This window comes from Actinomyces stomatis (assembly GCF_031292835.1).
Taxonomy (GTDB): domain Bacteria; phylum Actinomycetota; class Actinomycetes; order Actinomycetales; family Actinomycetaceae; genus Actinomyces; species Actinomyces stomatis.
Map to the genome: position 1 here is coordinate 12,265 of NZ_JASPEP010000032.1, position 19,190 is coordinate 31,454.

A 19,190-nucleotide genomic window follows, 5' to 3' on the forward strand; every position below is an offset into this window, starting at 1 on the left:
GGGCACAAGGCACCGGCGGCACTGATCGGCTAGATTCCCAGCGTGCCCTCATCCGAGAACAAGACCAGCCGGGGCGACTACTCCGCCCGCCACCTCTCCGTCCTGGAGGGGCTCGAGGCCGTGCGCAAGCGCCCGGGAATGTACATCGGCTCCACCGACCAGCGCGGCCTCATGCACTGCGTGTGGGAGATCGTCGACAACGCCGTCGACGAGGCCCTCGAGGGGCACGGCGACGACATCTCGGTGACCGTCCACGACGACGGCTCCATCGAGGTGCGCGACAACGGGCGCGGCGTGCCCGTGGACATCGAGCCCTCCTCCGGACTGACCGGCGTCGAGCTCGTCTACACCAAGCTGCACGCCGGCGGGAAGTTCGGCGGCGGCTCCTACGGCGCCGCCGGCGGCCTGCACGGAGTGGGGGCGTCCGTCGTCAACGCCCTGGCCGAGCGCATGGACGTCGAGGTCGACCGTGGCGGCAAGACCTACGCCATGAGCTTCCACCGCGGTGAGCCCGGCATCTTCGACGACTCCGCCGGACGCAGCCCCTCCTCACCCTTCACCGAGTTCACGAAGGCCTCCGAGCTGCGCGTCATCGGCAAGGTGCGTCGCGGCGTGACCGGCACCCGGGTGCGCTACTGGGCCGACCCCCAGATCTTCCCCAAGCCCACCGAGTACGACGCCGCCGCCCTGCGCGCCCGCCTGCGTCAGACCAGCTTCCTCGTACCGGGCCTCACCCTGCGTCTGGAGGACAAGCGCCCCGAGGCCGAGGCCATCGCCGCCTCCACCACGCCCGCCGCCGATGCCGGCGAGACCGACGACGCCGTCCACGAGGTCACCCTGCGGGCGGCCGCCAAGAACGCCACCGAGAACCGCGGCGACCTGTTCGACACCGGCGCCGACGAGGGCGTCGAGGTCTTCCAGGCCCTGGGCGGCACCGCCGATTTCGTCGACTTCCTGGCCTCCGACGGCTCGGTCACCGACACCTTCCGCCTCACCGGTGAGGGCACCTACACCGAGACCGTCCAGCAGCTCGACCGGGCCAGCGGTCACCTGCGGCCCGTCGAGGTCGAGCGCACCTGCATGGTCGACGTCGCGCTGCGATGGGGGGTCGGCTACGACACCACGGAGCGCTCCTTCGTCAACATCATCGCCACCCCCATGGGCGGCACCCACCTGACCGGGTTCGAGCAGGCCCTCACCAAGGTGCTGCGCAAGCGCATCGAGGCCGACTCCCGGGCCCTGAAGCTCACCTCCAAGGACGGGCGCGTCGAGAAGGACGACATCATGGCGGGCCTGACCGCCGTCATCACCGTGCGCGTGCCCGAGCCCCAGTTCGAGGGACAGACCAAGGAGGTCCTGGGCACCGGGCCCGTGCGCCAGATCGTCTCCAAGGTGGTCGAGCGCGAGCTCACCGCCCTGCTGACCTCCTCCAAACGGGACCTCAAGACCCAGGCGCGGGCCCTGGAGGAGAAGATCGTCGGCGAGATGCGCGCCCGCGTCTCGGCGCGCCTGCACAAGGAGATCACCCGCCGCAAGACGGCCCTGGAGACCTCCTCCCTGCCGGCCAAGCTCGCCGACTGTCGCAGCGACGACGTCGCCGCCTCCGAGCTGTTCATCGTCGAGGGCGATTCCGCCCTGGGAACTGCCAAGAACGCCCGCGACTCCGAGTTCCAGGCGCTCCTGCCGATCCGAGGCAAGATCCTCAACGTGCAGAAGGCATCCCAGGCCGACATGCTGCGCAACGTGGAGTGCTCGGCCATCATCCAGGTGGTCGGTGCCGGCAGCGGACGCACCTTCGACCTGGAGGCCGCCCGTTACGGCAAGGTCATTCTCATGACCGATGCCGACGTCGACGGCGCCCACATCCGCACCCTCCTGCTGACCCTCTTCTTCCGCTACATGCGCCCCATGATCGAGGCGGGTCGGGTCTTCGCCGCCGTCCCGCCCCTGCACCGCATCGAGGTCTCCGGCTCGGGGCGGCGCAAGAAGGAGATCATCTACACCTACTCCGACGAGGAGCTCGTCACCACCCTGCGCCGCCTGGAGCGCTCGGGGCGCAGCTTCAAGGAGCCCCAGCGCTACAAGGGCCTGGGGGAGATGGACGCCCACCAGCTCGCCGAGACCACCATGGAGCCCCAGCACCGCACTCTGCGGCGCATCACACTGGGGGATGAGGCCCAGGTCATGGAGGCCGAGTCCGTCTTCGATCTTCTCATGGGCTCGTCGGTCGAGCCCCGCCGCGAATTCATCGTCGCGGGCGCCCGTGACGTTGATCGCGAGCGCATCGACGCCTGACCAAGGCCTCAGATCTCGGCCGTTCAGTCAGGTAGGGTCGGTAGCCTTCGTGCCGCGGCCCGCCTGAGGGCGAGGCACGCTGTTCGTCGACTGATCGTTATTCTTCGTCCTCATGAGGGAGGTGCGCTATGGCACCCGGTTACGGTATCCGCCGGGCGGGATCCTCGCCGTGGCCCATCCTGCGCCCGGGGCCCCGCTCGTCCCTGTCGCGGGAGCTGTCCTGGCGGCCTCTGGGCCCGGAGGACAACCACGAGCTGGCCGCGCTCATCGCCCGGGCCGAGGACGTCGACAACCCGCCTTACCGCACCAGTGAGCAGGAGACGGCCGAGTACTTCCTCGACCCCACCTACTCCGGGGTCGCCGGCCGTGACACCGACGGCGTCATGCGTGCCTTCGGTCTGGTACGCCTCCGCCCGGCCGGCGAGATCTACGCCTCCATGACCGGCACTGTGGATCCGGCCATGCGCAAGCGCGGTATCGGACGTGCCCTCCTGCACTGGCAGGCCGAGCGGGCCCGCCACCTCGTGGGTGCTGAACGGGCCGGCTCCGTGCCGGGCAAGGGGTCGACCCAGGTCCCCGCCCACGTGGTCACCACCGTCATGGAGGATGACAAGCGCATGCAGGGGCATCTCACGGACATGGGTTTTGAGCCGATGCGCTGGTACCGGGAGGTGCGCCGTTTCCTCGGCGACGAGATCCCCGAGGTGGACCTGGACGGCTTCATCACCATTGACCCGTGGACGCCCGAGATCGACGACGACGTCCGCCGTGCCTACAACCAGGCGATGGCCGAGGCCTGGGAGACGGAGAACGTCACCCCCGAGGACTGGACCGCGGGCAGCGCCTACTTCGCTCCCCAGTGGAGCTTCGTGGCCATGGACCGGTCCGGGGACCGGGCCCGCGTTGCCGGATACCTGCGCTCGGGCCGCTACGAGCAGGACTGGCAGGCACTGGGCTGGCGCGAGGGCTACACCGATGTGCTCGGGGTCCTGAGCGACTACCGCCACCGCCAGATCGGACCGGCGCTGCTGGTGGCCGCCATGCACGCCTACGCCGCCGACGGCATGGAGTACGCCGCCGCCGGCGTCGACACCGACAACCCCAGTGGTGCCGTGGACCTGTACGAGTCCCTGGGCTACGTGCCCACCCGCGGCACCATTCTCTACGCCCTCGACGTCTGAGCGGGGTGCTCTCCGCTCGGGCGGTTCACCCTCGCAGGTGAGCCACGGCGCCGGCCACCATGGTCGCCACTGGGTGAACGCCCGCCAGCTCCTCGGCCCCGAGGCGCAGAGGGTCCTCAGCCAGGAGCACCAGGTCCGCCGGGGAACCCACCGCCACCGGGCCGGCCCCGTTGACGCTGGCCGCCAGCGCCTCCTCGGCCGTCAGCCGCTGATCCGGCGACCACACCGAGCCATCCGGCGTCCGACGTCCCACGGCGGCCGACATGGCCAGCCACGGGTCCAGGGGCGCCACCGGCGCATCCGAGCCCAGCTGGAGCAGGGCCCCGGCGGACACCATGTCCCCGAAGGCGTAGGTGCGCCCCTCCAGCCCCGGCCACACCCGACTCACGGCCGCCCAGTCATCAATGAGGTGGGCAGGCTGAACCGACAGCTCGACGCCGCAGCCCACGAGGCGCCTGAGCGCCCCGTCGGGCTCGTCGAGGGCGTCGGCCGGCAGCAGCTGGGCGTGCTCCAGGCGCCCGGTGGCTCCCGAGTGTGCGAAGGCGGCGGCGACGTCGTCGACCGCCGCGTCCCCGATGGCGTGGATGGCCATCTCGTAGCCCTGCCGGGCGGCGCGGGCCATGAGGTCGGTGAGCTCGGCCCGGTCGATGTTGACCACACCGTGGGGGTGTTCCACCCCCAGCTCGGTCGGGTAGGGCTCGCACATGTGCGCGCTGCCCGATCCCATCGACCCGTCGGCGATGACCTTGAGCGGCCCCTGAACCAGCACCGGGGAGCCGTCGGGCAGGTGCGGTGAGCCGGTCAGCTCGGTCCCGGTGCGCAGGCCCCTGGCGATCCACAGCTCCAGCTTGTCGCGGTAGACCCCGATACGGATACGGGGCAGCACCTCAGGAAGAACGCCCTGGGTCGCCATGGCCTGCAGGCGCCGCGGCCAGTCACCGGGATCCTCCGACCAGCTCATGTCCACCACGCCGGTGATGCCCCGGGCCAGCATGTCAGCCAGGACCTGCCGGTAGCCGGACTCCCGCAGCTCGCGAGTCCCCGGAACCTCATCGAGCCGGTCCAGCAGGGCGAACCACGGGTCCTCCTTCATCGGCGCCCCCGGGTCCTGGGCACTGGCCCCCGGCAGGCCGAGAGCCCGCAGCGCTGCCGAGTTCAGCCACCCGGAGTGCACGTCCCCGGAGATGAGTAACGTGGGAATCTCCCCGGTGACGTCGTCGAGCTCGGCAACCGTGGGCACCCGGGGCCAGTTGGACAGACGATGCCCGAATCCTTGGATCGTGGCCGGCCGCGAACCGGCCGGATGATCCCTCAGCGCCCGGGCCACCAGCTCCAGGGCCTCCTCGGCGCTGCGGGTGGACAGCGTGTCGATGCGTGCCGAGCGCGCCGCCTCCATGTCCAGGTGGGCGTGAGCGTCCCACAGACCGGGAATCAGGAAGGAACCATCGGCCTGGAGAACCCGTACCCCAGGAGCACTCAGCCCCAGCCCCACCTCGACGACGCGACCACCCGTCACACGCACGTCGACGGGCTCACCTGGCGGCGGCGCGGCCAGACCACCGGGGTTCGAAGCACCACGGTGCAGGGCACCCAGCTCGGTACGGGACCGGAAGGGGACGATACGGGCGTCCCTGATGAGCAGGTCTGCGGACGGTTGATCGGCCATGGGCCACTTTAGGCACATCCGCCCTGCTCGCGGGCGGATCTCCGGGACGCTCCTACCAGAGGGCCCTGTCAGCCGATTCCGATGATGGGGGCCGGCAGCGGCGAGCCGGAGCCGTCGCGTCGCTCATCAGGCTGCGGCAGCGCGACCGGCTTACCGCCCTCGCGCAGCGCCCGCGGTGGGGCCACGCCCACCCAGGCCACCATCAGCTCGTCCTCACCGCGCAGGAAGCGGTGGGAGCGAACTCCGCCCGTGGCCCGTCCCTTCGCCGGGTAGCGATCCAACGGGGTGACCTTGACACTGCCTCCGCCGGTGCCCGGAAGGGATCCCTCGGACCCCGCGACCGTGACCACCACCGCCTCGGCCAGCAGCTCCTCGGGAACCGCCGCACCGGCGATGACCCGGGCGCCCTCGTGCAGCGAAATCCCCGCCATACCGCCGGCGCCCCGGCCCTGCGGGCGCACCTTGGCGGCCTGGAACCGCAGCAGTTGGGCGTCAGAGGTGACCATCGCCAGGAAGTCCGTGTCCGCTGCGGTGCCGGCGAAGACCACCCGGTCGCCCTCGGACAGGGAGATGACCTCCCAGCTCTCGGCGTTCCTGGGCTCATCGCCGGGCTTGACCCGCTTGATGACACCGTCAGCCGTGGCCAGGACGATCGGCGGGTTGTCGGCAGACCCCACCGGAACCAGGCCCACCACCTTCTCCTCGGGGTCGATGTCCACCAGCTGGCGAACCTGAGTCGCACCGGCCAGCCCCGGGGCCCCCTCGCTGCGGGGCACCTCCGTGGTGGAGACGACGTCGAGCAGTACCAGCCGCCCGGTGTCGGTGACCGCGCCGATCCGCCCACGCGCCGTGGTGGGCACCTGGGAGGTCAGGGCGTCGTGGGGCTGGCGCCCACCGGTGCGGGCCACCGGCTCGGCGCCGGGAATACGCGCCACCAGCCCGGTGGCCGACAGCACCACCCGGCACGGGTCATCGGGAACGGTGAGCGGCACGGGGGAGGCGCTGGGCATGAGCGTCATCGGCTGAGCGGAGGCGCCGGCCCGCTTCGCACCGCCACCTGAGGCGGCGGAGGCATCGTCCGGAGTCGCCGCGCTGCCGGCCGACGACGTCACCGGCTCACCGGAGGCCTCCAGCAGCACTGTGCGCCGCGGGGTACCGAACTGCTCGGCCACGGCCGCCAGCTCACGGGAGACCACGCGCCGCAGCAGGACGTCATCGGCCAGGATCGCCTCGAGTGCCTCGATCTCCCGGGCCAGCTCGTCACGCTCCTTCTCCAGCTCGATGACCGAGAACTTCGTGAGCCGGCGCAACTGGAGCTCAAGGATGTAGCTGGCCTGCGGCTCGGTGAGGTCGAAGACCTGCATGAGCCTGGTGCGCGCCGTGGCGGCGTCGTCGGAGGAGCGGATGACGGCGATGACCTCGTCGATGTCGAGGATGGCGATGAGCAGGCCGTCCACCAGGTGGGCGCGCTCGCGACGCTTGCCCAGGCGGAACCGCGTGCGCCGGGTGACCACTGTGAGGCGGTGGCGCACGAACACCTCCAGCAGCTCCCGCAGGCCCAGGGTGTGGGGCTGACCGTCAACGAGGGAGACGTTGTTGATGCCGAAGGAGTCCTCCAGCGGCGTGTGCTTGTAGAGCTGGGCCAGGACGGCCTCGGGGTTGTATCCGTTCTTGACACTGATGACCAGACGGGTTCCGTGCCTGCGGTCGGTGAGATCGGCGACGTCGGTGATGCCCTGAAGCTTCTTGGAGCCCACCGCCTCCTTGATGCGGGCGATGATCTTCTCAGGTCCGACCATGTAGGGCAGCTCCGTGACCACGATGCCCTTGCGGCGCGGGGAGACGGACTCCACGTGAGCGGTGGCCCGCGTGAGGAACTTGCCCCGCCCCGTGCGATAGGCCTCCCTGATTCCGTCCAGACCCACGATCATGCCGCCGGCGGGCAGGTCTGGCCCCGGCACGAAGGCCATGAGGTCCTCGAGGCTCGCATCGGGGTGAGTCAGCAGGTGCCGGGCGGCGGCCACCACCTCCACGAGGTTGTGCGGCGGCATGTTCGTGGCCATACCCACCGCGATGCCTGCCGCACCGTTGACCAGCAGGTTCGGGAAGGCCGCCGGCAGCACCTCGGGCTCGGTGAGCGTGTAGTCGTAGTTGGGGGCGAAGTCGACCGTGTCCTCATCCAGGTCCGCCGTCAGCGCCAGGGCCGACGCGGCCAGACGCGCCTCGGTGTAGCGGGGGGCCGCCGGACCGTCATCCAGTGAGCCGAAGTTGCCGTGACCGTCGATGAGCGGCAGACGCATCGTGAAGGGTTGGGCCAGGCGCACCAGCGCCTCGTAGATCGCGGTATCGCCGTGGGGGTGGAGCCGACCCATGACGTCGCCCACGACCCGGGAGGACTTCACGTGCGGACGATCAGGGCGCAGCCCCATCCGATCCATCTGGAACAGGATGCGACGCTGAACCGGCTTGAGCCCGTCGCGGGCGTCGGGCAGGGCGCGCGCGTAGATGACGGAGTAGGCGTACTCCAGGAAGCTGGTGCGCATCTCCGTGGACAGGTCGAGGTCGACGATCTCCCCGTCGGTCGGGGGAGGAGTCCGGGTGGTGGCAGACTTCGGCATGGGCGCATTCTCCGAGGAATCGGGCCGAAAACAAACCACGACACCCGGGCGTGACAGGTCAGACGCACCCGCCCGGAGCAGTCGGCCGACCTTGGGCAAGGGAATACCGGCGCTCGACGATGAAGGGGCGGACGATGGCACAATGGCGACCATGACGACCCACTCAGGCCAGAACTCGGCCGCCGCTCCCGCCTCGTGCGAGGCGTCGCAGGAGGCCTTCACCGACCTGGTGCAGCAGGTGGAGCTCGCCGGCTACTACCCCGAGCTGGTGCTCGACACCCTCCGCCTGGCCGCGGGCGAGGAGGAGATCCTCTCCGGCATGGTTCAGGCCGAGACCACCTTCGCCGAGGCGGTCCACCGCCACCTGACCGTCCTGGCCCTGACCCCCACCCGTCTCATCATCGTCCACGTTGACGACACCCCCCGTGACGACGGCAGCCCCGGCGCCCTGGCCACCAGCGAGGCCGTTCCGCTCAGCCGCATCCGCTCCATGGCCCTGACCCGTGGCGTCTCCGACCCCGCCCAGGGCGGCGGCACCCTCACCGAGATGACGATCGCGGTCTCCTGGGGCTCGGTGCGTCGTCTCGACATGGAGCCGGCCACCTGCGGCGACCCCGACTGCCAGGCCGATCACGGCATGACCGGCGTGTCCGTGCCCGACGACGTCGTCATCCGCGTGGCCGCGGGCGTGGAGGGCGCCGCCGCCCTGGCCCGCGCCGAGACCTTCGCCGGTCGGCTCTCTCAGATGGCGGCCCGCGCCGCCTCACTGTGACGGGGCCGGTGATGGGCCCCCGGACCGTCAGCGGGCAGCCCGCATCGGTTCCCGCCCTGGACTCCCCACAGGATCCGGCGCTCCGCTACGTCCTGGCGGTCGGTGCCGTCAGCGCCGGGTTGTCCCTGTCCGACACCGCGTACGACGGCGTTACCGACCTCAACCCCGATGTTGAACCTGTCGTCTCCGACGCCCGGGCCCGCATGGTCGCCCGCAGCTGGGGGATCGAGCCGGCCGGGGAGGCCGGCGGTGGCCCGGGAACCGTCGTCGTCCTCGTGGACGGCCTGGGCCTGGAGATGCTCCGTCAGCGTCGCGGGCACACCCCCACCCTGCGTCGGTGGCTGGGACAGTGCGAGGCCGGTACTGCCGGCAACGGCAACGGAATTCTCACCTGCCGGCCCTCGACGACGGCCGCGGCCCTGACCATGCTGGGAACCTCCGCCCTGCCCGGCACCACCGGCATGGTCGGCTACTCGGTGCTCAACCCCCGCCTGGGGCCAGTTCTTGACGCCTCCGCCGTGCCCGGCCCCGACCAGGTCCTCAGCCTCATCACCTGGAAGGGTGACAACGTCCCCAGCCCCAGGTCCTGGCAGGACGTGCCCACGATCTTCGAGCGGCTCCCGGCCGGGAGCGCGGTGAGCATCGGACCGACCCGCTTCGCCGGATCCGGCCTGACCGAGGCCGCCCTACGAGGTGCCTCCCACCTGGGGGCGGACCGGCTGGAGGACCGGCCCGGCCTGGCCGCCGGCGCCCTGCACCGCGGCACCCCGCTGGTCTACCTCTACGTCGGCGAGCTGGACAAGACCGGTCACAAGCACGGATGGCTCAGCGAGCAGTGGCTGACCCAGCTCGAGCGCCTCGACGCCGCCATGGCCCAGCTGGCCCGCCGCGTCCCCGCAGGGACCAGGATCATCCTCAGTGCCGACCACGGCATGGTCGACACCGATCCTGGCCACCGCATCGACCTGAGCTCCCACCGTGAGCTCGTTCGCGATGTCGTCGCCGTGGCCGGCGAGCCCAGGCTGACGCACCTGCATGTCGCCGACGGCGACACGGACCTTGCCGCCGAGGTGGCCCAGCGCTACCGCCGCGTCCTGGGGGAGCGCGCGATGTGGATCGGGACCCGGGAGCAGGCCGGTGATCACCTGGGCGCCCTCGGCCCACGTGCACGAGGTGTCGTCGGCGACGTCGTCGTGGCCATGGCCGACACCTGGGTCCTCGTGGATCCTCGGGTCCACTCCGAGTCGGCCATCGCCATGCCCGGTGTCCACGGCTCCTTCACCCCGGCCGAGACCGAGGTGCCGCTGCTCATCACCGAGGCCTGAGGAGCCCGAGAGGCTCTACGAGCTCCACAGGGCTCTCGGGGAGAGGTCCGACCCGGACCCGGGGCTACTCGGGCCTGGCGCCGAAGACGATCTCGTCCCAGGAGGGCACGGAGCGCCGTGAGCGACGGCGGGACTTCTTCTTAGCCGGAGACGTCCTGGGCATGTCGGGCAGGGGCTCCTGCGTGCCCGCCGCCGAGGCGGCCGACGGGCCGGGGGATGCCTTGGCCAGGACCTCGGAGCGCGAGGGCATGGGGATCTCCGGCACCGGCTCAGTGGGACTGTCCGCCCCCAGCGGTGCCTGACGTCCTACGGGGACGCGCTCCACAGCGGGGCTCGGTGCCGACGGTGCCGCCGTGGGGGCACTGGAGGCCGTCACCAGCCTGGTGCCGGCCGGGTGGTTGCCGGTGTGCAGACGCCTGCGCTCCGACATTGAGTAGACCTGTGCACTCAGGCCTGCGGCCTGCTCCAAGGGTTCGTCGGCCTGCCTGGTGCTGGCCTCGGCGCGGCGCTCCTCAATGCCGCGGGCCGGGGGTGAGGGGACCTCGGGGCTCTCAGGGCTGCTGGTGTAGTCGATGCCGTGAGGATCGGTGAAGGCGTCCTCATCGCCGTCCCTCTCGCCGGCAAAGCCGTTCAGGTCGTCGTCCTGGGGCATCTCCACCTCGACGCGCCGGCCCCGGCTGGAGGCCAGGTCGGCCAGCAGCGCGTCAGTGTCATCCGCCGACATGGCGCCACTGGTGGGACGTCCGTACTCCCGAACCGGCAGCATTCCGGCGGGCATCTCGACGGCCAGCCCGGAGGACTCGCCGGAGGCCGCAGCCGGGGCGGAGACGGCCGAGACCGCGCTGCCGGCCGCTGAGCCCGCGGCCGCGGGGGAGTGCCCCGACTGGGCCGACGGCGCCGAGGCGGACGCTCCGGGGGCCTTCGAGTCCTGGTCGAAGACGGCTGGGCGCTTGGCCCCCGCTCCGGCCTCCGTGAGCCAGCGCGCCTCATCGTCCAGGGCGTGAACCGCGCGGGCCGTCAGGTCCAGTGACCAGCGCGCCTGCTTCTCCTCAGCGGACTGCACGAAGGTCACCATGATGAGCCACGGGTCGCGGCCCTCGCGCAACGCGTCCCACTCCAGGCTGGAAGGGTCGACACCACGCGTGGCCAGTCGGTCCACCACCAGCTCTCCGAGCAGGGGGGAGTCCTTCTCCCAGCCGATCCGGCAGGACTGGGCCTGCGAGACGGCCCACTGACGCTCCGCGAGCACCGGCCCCTCGAAACGGCGCACGTGCTCCACATCCATGCCCGTGCTGATCGCGACCTCGGCCGCGGTCGCACCGGCGCGCATGTAGGCCTGGAGCTGCCGGGGGCGCAGGGGTGCCGGCGCCTCTGCGACCGTCCCCGACGGGGGCAGGATCGCTCCACGGTCGCGGCGCACCGCGGCCCTCAGGGCGTCGTCAACGACGATGCTGTAACGCTCGCCGTCCTCGTCCGTCATGACAATCGTGTCACCGTTGGCACCCAGCAGCTCGAGTTCGACCATGGGCGGGGCCTCCTTCATCCCGTGTCAGCACGATATGCTCCACTGTGCCCCACAGCCTGCCATCCGCAGACGCCGAGCCGTGGGAGGCTCAGCGGTGTGCCACATGTGAAGCACGTGTGAATACCCTCGTGAAAACCCTCGGGTCGGGCGCACTGCAAGCGAATCGTGTTCTTCCGTCGGGCGATTTGGCTTGACGGGCCGCCTGGCGGTGCTATTGTGCGCGTGCCTTCCGGGACGGGGGCGCCGAATCGTCGGCACGACGCCTGTGTGCGTGCACGGCTCGACTCCCGTCTTCCGAAGGTCACCCGAGAGCCGTCGACAGAAAGAGTGACGAGGCCATGGCGACCGACTACGACGCCCCGCGCAAGAATGATGACGAGCCTGAGGCTGATTCCATCGAAGAGCTGACCTCGCGGCAGAAGGACCAGTCCTCCGCCGCGATCGAGGAGGACGAGAACGAGGCCGCCGAGGGCTTCGAGCTTCCCGGGGCTGACCTGTCCCGTGAGGAGCTGAGCGTTCACGTCGTTCCTCAGCTCGAGGACGAGTTCACCTGCTCGGAGTGCTTCCTCGTCCATCACCGCAGCCAGCTTGCCTTCGTCGACGAGGCGACCGGTCTTCCGGTGTGCGCCGACTGCGCCGGCTGACGCTCCCACCCAACTCAGGAGATCCCCATGGGACTGTTCTCGCGCCGTCGTGACGACGCAACCACCGATTCCGACGAGTCCACCCTCGGGCACGACCTCGGCGACGACGACCTCGACGAAACCGCCGCCTCAGGCCCCTGGGACCTCAGTGAGCTGCCCGAGGGCCAGGAGGAGGTGCCCCGCATCGACCTGGGCGCGCTGCAGGTCCCGGCCGTTGACGGGATGCAGCTGCGCCTGGAGCAGGCGCCCGACGGCACCGTCACCGCCGTCGTCCTGGCGCTGGGCGGCTCGGCGCTCGAGCTGAGGGCCTTCGCCGCGCCGCGCACCGCGGGTATCTGGGACGAGCTCCGCGGTGACATCGCCAACGAGCTCGCCGGGAACGGTGCCCGCTACGAGGAGAACCATGGGGAGCACGGCACCGAGCTGGTCGCTCACCTGCCCATGCGCGGCCCCGACGGCACGATGGCGACAGGCACGATCCGCTTCCTGGGGATCGACGGCCCCCGCTGGTTCCTGCGCGGCGTCCTCCAGGGGCCTGCCGCCTCCTCCGGGCACTCCGCCCAGGCACTGCGGGAAGTACTGCGCGGAATCGTCGTCGTCCGTGACGGCCAGGCCCGTCCGCCTCGGGAGATCCTGCCCCTGCACGCGCCCGGAGCCGTGACCGGACCCGAGGCCGAGGACCTGCCCGGCATCGACCCGCTGGCGCCCGGGCCGACCATCGCCGAAGTACGTTAGATGGGGGCGCTGTCGGCCCGTGTGAAGCGGCTCTACGAATCGCTGCGCACCAGCCGTGAGCACCTGAAGGCCGAGGAGGAGGAGCGCTCCGCCAGCCGCCGGGGCACCGATCCGATCGGGTCACTGACCTCGCGCCAGCGGGCCCACGTCTCAGGTGTGCTGCAGGCGGTCACCTACCGCTCGAGCCAGGACAAGCCCATTCTCGTCGGGCAGCTCTACGACGGCACCGGCAGCATCGACCTGGTGTGGTGGGGCCGGCGACGCATCCCCGGCATCAAGCCTGGCGCCCATCTCCTTGCTGAGGGGCGGGTCGCCGACGGCACCCACCGCCAGCAGATCCACAACCCCGCCTATCGCCTGCTGGGGCCGGGGCAGTAGCAACCGGCAGCCACCTGCGGGAAGGACCTACGAATGAGCAGCCGTTCCACTGGAACCACCCGTACGGGCCTGGGGGCCATCGACTCCGAGCGCTTCGACGCCATGGCCGCCGTGGGCGGGTGGCGCGGCATCCTCGAGTCCGTCGTGCCCACCCTCATGTTCGTCCTGGTCATGGCGGTGCGGCCCACCGCGCTGGTGGCTGCTCTGCTCGCCTCCCTGGCCATCAGCGCCATCTGCCTCGTAGCCCGCCTGGTGCAGCGCCAGTCCCCGGCTCAGGTCGTCGGCGGGGTGGTGCTGGTCCTCGTCTCGGCCCTGTGGGCCTGGCGCAGTGGCGACGCCTCCAACTTCTACGCCACCGGACTCATGATCAACGCGGCCTGGCTGGTCGCCTGCCTGGTCTCCCTGCTCATCGGCTGGCCGCTCGTGGGCGCCTTCATGACTCTGTGGCATCGTGTCACCGACGAGTCAGGCCACGGTGAGGGCGGTGACACGAGCAAGGACTCGGGCAGCACCGGAAGACCCCAGGCCGACGACGATCCGGTCGCGCGTCCCTCGGCCTGGCGCACCGAGCCGGCCCTGCGTGCTGTCAGGCGCCGCTACCACGCGGGCACCTGGGTCCTGACGCTCATGTTCGCCCTGCGGCTCGTCGTCGAGGTGCCCCTCTACCTGGCCGGTGCTCACGCCGTGTCGTACCTCGGGGCGGCCCGCCTCATCCTGGGCGTGCCGCTGTACGCCGTGACCCTGTGGTTCATCTGGCTGCTGGTGGCCCCCAGTCGGATCGCTCAGGCGCAGGCGTCCGCCGAGCGGTAGTACCGCCCCTGACCGTCACGTGAAGATGAGGGGCAGCTCCTCCAGGCTGGACTCTCCCTCGCGCGCCGTGAGGAAGATGAGCTCGTCGCCACGCTCGAAGCGCTCGTCACGGTCCGGTGTGATGGGACGGTAGTCGCGCAGGATCGCTGCCAGCACCGTATGGGGCGGCAGCTCGATGTCGGTGACGAGCTCGCCGATGACCGGTGAGTCCTCCGGCAGGGTCAGTTCATGCATGGAGGCGCCCGACTGGTGGAAGTGGAAGATGCTCACCAGGCTGCCGACGCTGACGGCCTCCTCCACCAGGGCCGTCATGAAGCGCGGGGTCGACACGGCCACGTCCACGCCCCAGGTCTCATCGAAGAGCCACTCGCTCTTGGGGTTGTTGACGCGCGCAACTGTGCGGGGCACTCCGTACTCGGTCTTGGCCAGCAAGGAGATGACCAGGTTGGCCTTGTCGTCCCCGGTGGCGGCCACAATGACATCGCAGGTCTCGGCCCCGGCGCGCTCCAGGGCGTCGATGTCGCAGGCGTCCGCCAGCTGCCAGTCGGCCTCCGGGACCGAGGCGATGCGCATGGCCTCGGCGGAACGGTCGACGAGGGTGACCTCATGGCCGTGACTGATGAGCTCGCGGGCGATGGAACGGCCCACGGATCCGGCTCCGGCGATCACGATCTGCATGGCTCAGGCCTCCTGGGTCGGGGCGTGTGACAGGGCGCGGCGAACCTGGCCGATACGGTCGGTGCTCACCGCCAGGTGCAGCCGGTCATGCTCCTGGATGACGGTGACGGCCTCGGGCAGCAGCGCCGTGGCACCGCGCGAGATCCAGGCCACCCGCACCCTCAGGCGGTCCTCCAGCGCCCCGATCGTCGTACCGACCCACTGCGGGGAGGCGTTGGGCTGGATGAGAGCAACCGTGCCCGAGGGGTCCTCGAGCTCGCGGGCGCTGGAACCCGGCAGGATACGGCGCATCATCTGGTCGGCCGTCTGGCGCACGGTGGCCACCGTGGGGATGCCCAAGCGCTCGTAGACGTCGGCTCGCCGCGAGTCGTAGATCCGGGCGACGACGTTGTCCACGCCGAAGCTCTCCCTGGCAACGCGCGCAGCCACGATGTTCGAGTTGTCCCCGTTGGACACCGCGACGAAGGCGTAGGCCTCGTCGATGCCCGCCTGCTCCAGGGCGTCGCGGTCGAAGCCGACCCCCTTGACCTTGCGGCCGTTGAAATCCGAGGGCAGGCGGCGGAAGGAGTCCGAGGAGCGGTCGATGACGGACACCGAGTGCCCCATACGGTCGAGCTGAACAGCCATGGACGCTCCGACGCGGCCACAGCCCATGATGACGAAGTGCACGAGGAGGACGGTACTCCGTTGTCGGGCCGCGGACGTAACATCTGGAGACGTGCGTGACTTCGCAGACCGCATCAAGCGGCTTCTCGTCGGCCGTCCCGTCCCCAGTGGAGCCCTGGGGGAGACGCTCCTGCCCAAGAGGATCGCCCTTCCGGTATTCGCCTCCGACGCCCTGTCCTCCGTGGGCTACGCCCCTGATGAGGTGCTCATCACTCTGGCCGTGGCCGGCGTCGTCGCCACCTCACTGTCGCCGTGGGTAGCCCTGGCCGTCGTCGGCGTCCTGGCCGTCGTCGTGGCCTCCTACCGTCAGACCGTCCACGCCTACCCCTCGGGCGGCGGCGACTACGAGGTGGTCTCGGCCAACCTCGGCTCCCACGCCGGCCTCCTGGTGGCCTCGGCCCTATTGAGCGACTATGTCCTGACTGTTGCGGTCTCGGTGTCCTCGGGCACCTCCTACCTCGCGGCCGCCCTGCCCGCCCTGGTCCCCTACAAGGTGGAGATCGCCGTCGCGGTCGTGACCGTCCTGGCCGTGCTCAACATGCGCGGCTCGCGCGAGTCGGGTCGGGCCTTCGCCATTCCCACCTACCTGTACATGGGCGTCATCGGCATTATGGCCGTCGTCGGCCTCGTCCAGGAGCTGACCGGGACCCTCGGGCGGGCCGAGTCCGCCGGCTTCGACGTCCTCACCCACGCCGGCTGGGAGCAGGGCCTGACCGGCCTGGCCGGAGGCTTCCTGGTCCTGCGGGCCTTCTCCTCAGGGTGCGCGGCCCTGACCGGCGTGGAGGCGATTTCCAACGGCGTGCCCAGCTTCCAGCGCCCCAAGTCCCGCAACGCCGCCACCACGCTGCTGCTCCTGGGCGGAATCGCGGCGCTGATGCTCATGAGCGTCATCCACCTGGCCGGCGCCGTCGGCGTGCGCATGGTGGAGGACCCGGCCCATCAGCTCCTGCGCAACGGTGTCCCGGTCGGGGACGGCTACCACCAGGACCCCGCGATCGGACAGATCGCCGCCACCGTCTTCTCCGGTTTCCGCCCGATGTTCTACCTGGTCGCCACCGTCACCGGGCTGATCCTGGTCCTGGCCGCCAACACCGCCTTCAACGGGTTCCCGGTCCTGGCCAGCGTCCTGGCCCGTGACGAGTTCCTGCCCCGCCAGCTCTCCCAGCGCGGCGACCGCCTGGCCTTCTCCAACGGCATCATCGTCCTGTGGCTGGGGGCCGTGGCCTTCCTCATCGGCTTCGAGGCCAACACGACCCGCCTCATCCAGCTCTACATCGTGGGCGTGTTCATCTCCTTCACGCTCTCCCAGGTGGGCATGGTGCGCCACTGGACGCGCGAGCTCACCATCGCCACCGAGCCCCGGGCCCGCTCACGCATGCACCGCGCCCGCATCATCAACTCCATCGGCGTGCTGGGCACTGGGACGGTCCTGGTCATCGTCCTGCTCACCAAGCTCACCCGGGGAGCCTGGATCACTCTGACGATCATGGCGCTGCTCTACCTGGTGATGAACCGGATTCGCCGCCACTACCGCAGAGTCAGTGAGGAGGTGGCCATCTCCGACCTCCACGACGCCCGTGTCCTGCCGGCCCACGTCCACGCCATCGTCCTGGCCTCCCGCCTCCACCAGCCCACGCTGCGGGCCCTGACCTACGCCCAGTCGACCCACCCGACCGCCCTGGAGGCCCTGACGGTGGACACCGGCGATGGCGGCGCCGAGCACCTCCTGGACGCCTGGGAGGAGGCCGACATTGCCGTGCCCCTGACGGTCCTGGACTCTCCCTACCGGGACATCACCCGCCCGGTCATCAACTACGTCCGCTCGGTGCGCCGCGAGTCCCCCCGCGACCTCGTCGTCGTCTTCCTGCCCGAGTACATCGTGCGCCACTGGTGGGAGCAGATCCTCCACAACCAGACCGCCCTGCGCCTCAAGACCGTCCTGCTGTTCACTCCCGGTGTCGTCGTGGCCTCCGTGCCCTGGCAGCTGGGACTTCCCGGTCAGCGGCACTTCCACCACGGTGTGCGTGCCCGCACCGCCGAGGGCATCATCGACGCCGACGTCGCCATGCGCCGTCACGTCGACAGCCACCTCAGTCATCTCGACCAGCACGGCCGCTCCAGCACCGGCGGCGTCGGAGCAGACCACCAGGAGATTCGATGACCCCCCAGCCCAGCCGGACCGGAGACCAGCCCGCCCCCAGTCGTGGCGAGCCACGCGAGCTGACCCTGGCAGTGGGGGCACCGGCGCACGGCGGGCACTGCGTGGCCCGGCCCGTGGACGACCCGGGCGGTCGCGTCATCTTCGTGCGTCACTCCCTGCCCGGTGAGACGGTGCGGGCCCGCCTGACCGAGATGACCTCGCGGACCTGGCGCGCCGATGCCGTTGAGATCCTCCAGGCATCCCCGGACCGCGTCGAGTCCGTCTGGCCCGAGGCCGGCCCGGCGGGCGTAGGTGGGGGAGAGCTCGCCCACGTGGCCCTGGACGCCCAGCGCACCTGGAAGCGCTGGGTCCTGGCCGACTGCCTGCGGCGGATCGGTGGACAGGAGGTGGCCGACGCCGTCGCCTCCCTGCCCGAGGCCTCCGCCGCAGCCGCCGTGCCGATCGAGCCCATGCCCACTGACGCCGCGGCCCAGGCCTCCACCAGTGCTCGACGGCGTGCCCTGGCCGGGACCGCCACCCGCACCCGCATCAGCCTGACGGTGAGTGAGGACGGCAGGCCCGGCATGCACGCCTTCCGCTCCGGGACGGTTCTGCCTCTGCACCGCCTGCCCCTGGCCGTTCCCGCCATCACCGAGATCGGACTGCTGGAGCGCTCCCGCTGGCGCGCCCACTACCGGCCCGGTATGCGCATCGAGGCCATCGCCCCCAGCGGCGGTGAGCCCGTCGTCCTGCTCGACGAGCGGCTCCTGACCGCTCAGGCCCGCAGCACCGGGCGGCGCCGCGTCCGGGAGGTCGTGGACGCGTCCGCCCTGGGGCTGGGGGAGCTGACCTACTCCGTCCATGCCGAGGGCTTCTGGCAGGTGCACGTCGACGCCCCCCGGGTGCTGGTCGAGCGCGTCGTGCGGGGCGCCCTGGGGGAGAACCTTGAACGTGCCGCCGGCCGCCGCGTCCTGGAGCTCTACTCGGGGGCCGGCCTGTTCACCCTGCCGCTGGCCTCTCTCGTGGGGGCCGGCGGTCAGGTCCTGTCCCTGGAGGGCAATGAGCAGGCCGTTCGCGACGCCCGCCGCACACTGCACGACCACCCCGCCGCACGCCTGGCTTCGGGACGCGTGAGCGCCCGCTCGGTGCGCGAGCTCGCCGGCTCCTTCACCGGTGGTCGCCCCGACGTCGTCGTCCTCGATCCACCGAGGCAGGGGGCCGGGCGCGAGGTCATCGAGGCCGTCAGCGCCCTGGGAGCCGAACGGATCGTCCTGGTGGCCTGTGACCCGGCGGCCTTGGCTCGGGACCTGGGAACCCTTCTGCGGGCCGGCTATGTGCTGGGGTCCATGAGTGCGCTGGACATGTTCCCGCACACGCACCACTTCGAGACGATCGCGGTGCTTGACAGATCCTGAGCCAATCGATGGCAAAGGCGATGGGCCCCAGTCCTTCACGGACTGGGGCCCATCTCATGCTCCGGGAAGGAGCCTAGTCAGCCGATGGTCGGTCACGATGCGCGACGACGGACGGCCAGGATCACATATCCCGTCACCAGGAATGCGGCCATGGCTGCGATGACTGGCACGGCGTTGGAGCCGGTGCTCGCCAGGTTGCTGCCGCTATTGCTTGGTGGCGTGCTGGCCGAGGTGCCGGGCGTGGGCTCCTCGGTGGGAGTGGGCGTCGGCGCGGGGACCTCGGTGGGAGTGGGCGTCGGCGTGGGGACCTCGGTGGGGGTCGGCGTCGGCGTGGGCTCCTCG

General features: G+C 70.8%; 16 protein-coding genes. 11 read left to right on the top strand and 5 right to left on the bottom strand.

Features of this window, described 5'->3' with window-relative positions:
- The first annotated feature begins 42 nt into the window (after positions 1 to 42).
- Positions 43 to 2,295, top strand: coding sequence for a DNA gyrase/topoisomerase IV subunit B (locus tag RIV12_RS12155; protein ID WP_309324203.1), 2,253 nt, complete (start codon positions 43 to 45; stop codon positions 2,293 to 2,295).
- Between the two features lie 128 nt (positions 2,296 to 2,423).
- A complete protein-coding gene (locus RIV12_RS12160) occupies positions 2,424 to 3,476 on the top strand; it encodes a GNAT family N-acetyltransferase (RefSeq protein WP_309324205.1) in 1,053 nt (350 codons plus the stop codon).
- 25 nt (positions 3,477 to 3,501) lie between these two features.
- On the opposite strand, the gene RIV12_RS12165 is transcribed toward RIV12_RS12160, so the two are convergent.
- Together RIV12_RS12165 and RIV12_RS12170 are read right to left on the bottom strand one after the other, a co-directional pair.
- Positions 3,502 to 5,142, bottom strand: coding sequence for an amidohydrolase (locus tag RIV12_RS12165; RefSeq protein WP_309324207.1), 1,641 nt, complete (start codon positions 5,140 to 5,142; stop codon positions 3,502 to 3,504).
- Between the two features lie 68 nt (positions 5,143 to 5,210).
- Positions 5,211 to 7,760 (bottom strand): DNA gyrase/topoisomerase IV subunit A, encoded by a 2,550-nt coding sequence (locus tag RIV12_RS12170; protein WP_309324209.1) that lies wholly within the window; start codon positions 7,758 to 7,760, stop codon positions 5,211 to 5,213.
- Between the two features lie 151 nt (positions 7,761 to 7,911).
- Here RIV12_RS12170 and RIV12_RS12175 point away from each other — a divergent pair, with 151 nt between their 5' ends.
- Together RIV12_RS12175 and RIV12_RS12180 are read left to right on the top strand one after the other, a co-directional pair.
- Positions 7,912 to 8,532, top strand: a complete 621-nt coding sequence (locus tag RIV12_RS12175) for a DUF5998 family protein (RefSeq protein WP_178388889.1) — start codon at positions 7,912 to 7,914, stop codon at positions 8,530 to 8,532.
- 11 nt (positions 8,533 to 8,543) lie between these two features.
- A complete protein-coding gene (locus RIV12_RS12180; RefSeq protein WP_309324211.1) occupies positions 8,544 to 9,857 on the top strand; it encodes an alkaline phosphatase family protein in 1,314 nt (437 codons plus the stop codon).
- A gap of 64 nt (positions 9,858 to 9,921) precedes the next feature.
- Here the strand turns inward: RIV12_RS12180 and sepH are convergent, their stop codons facing one another.
- Entirely contained in the window at positions 9,922 to 11,382 is a 1,461-nt protein-coding gene (gene sepH / locus RIV12_RS12185) for a septation protein SepH (protein WP_428978945.1), read from the bottom strand.
- 338 nt (positions 11,383 to 11,720) lie between these two features.
- On the opposite strand from sepH, the gene RIV12_RS12190 reads away from it, so the two are divergent.
- From RIV12_RS12190 to RIV12_RS12205, 4 genes are read left to right on the top strand one after another with little or no spacing between them, the layout of a single operon-like run.
- Positions 11,721 to 12,026 (top strand): DUF4193 domain-containing protein, encoded by a 306-nt coding sequence (locus RIV12_RS12190; protein ID WP_004565030.1) that lies wholly within the window; start codon positions 11,721 to 11,723, stop codon positions 12,024 to 12,026.
- Positions 12,027 to 12,053: 27 nt separating this feature from the next.
- Complete coding sequence (locus tag RIV12_RS12195) at positions 12,054 to 12,761, top strand: DUF3710 domain-containing protein (RefSeq protein ID WP_309324214.1); 708 nt, start codon at positions 12,054 to 12,056, stop codon at positions 12,759 to 12,761.
- Positions 12,762 to 13,139: an OB-fold nucleic acid binding domain-containing protein gene (locus tag RIV12_RS12200; protein ID WP_075419080.1), complete on the top strand. Its 378-nt coding sequence runs from the start codon at positions 12,762 to 12,764 to the stop codon at positions 13,137 to 13,139.
- A gap of 33 nt (positions 13,140 to 13,172) precedes the next feature.
- On the top strand, positions 13,173 to 13,949 hold the full coding sequence (locus RIV12_RS12205; RefSeq protein WP_309324216.1) for a DUF3159 domain-containing protein: 777 nt from the start codon (positions 13,173 to 13,175) through the stop codon (positions 13,947 to 13,949).
- 15 nt (positions 13,950 to 13,964) lie between these two features.
- Here the strand turns inward: RIV12_RS12205 and RIV12_RS12210 are convergent, their stop codons facing one another.
- Positions 13,965 to 14,627 carry a potassium channel family protein gene (locus RIV12_RS12210; protein WP_075419082.1) on the bottom strand — a complete coding sequence of 221 codons (663 nt, stop codon included), beginning with the start codon at positions 14,625 to 14,627 and terminating at the stop codon, positions 13,965 to 13,967.
- Positions 14,628 to 14,630: 3 nt separating this feature from the next.
- Positions 14,631 to 15,254, bottom strand: coding sequence for a potassium channel family protein (locus tag RIV12_RS12215; RefSeq protein WP_256695994.1), 624 nt, complete (start codon positions 15,252 to 15,254; stop codon positions 14,631 to 14,633).
- A 91-nt stretch (positions 15,255 to 15,345) separates the two neighbouring features.
- On the opposite strand from RIV12_RS12215, the gene RIV12_RS12220 reads away from it, so the two are divergent.
- The 3 genes from RIV12_RS12220 to RIV12_RS12230 form a co-directional block, all read left to right on the top strand.
- Positions 15,346 to 17,454, top strand: a complete 2,109-nt coding sequence (locus RIV12_RS12220; protein ID WP_075419084.1) for an APC family permease — start codon at positions 15,346 to 15,348, stop codon at positions 17,452 to 17,454.
- On the top strand, positions 17,451 to 18,848 hold the full coding sequence (locus tag RIV12_RS12225; protein ID WP_309324219.1) for a class I SAM-dependent RNA methyltransferase: 1,398 nt from the start codon (positions 17,451 to 17,453) through the stop codon (positions 18,846 to 18,848). The genes RIV12_RS12220 and RIV12_RS12225 overlap by 4 nt, the downstream gene beginning before the upstream one ends.
- 150 nt (positions 18,849 to 18,998) lie before the next feature.
- On the top strand, positions 18,999 to 19,190 hold a 192-nt coding region (locus RIV12_RS12230; protein WP_309324221.1), incomplete at its 3' end, for a hypothetical protein.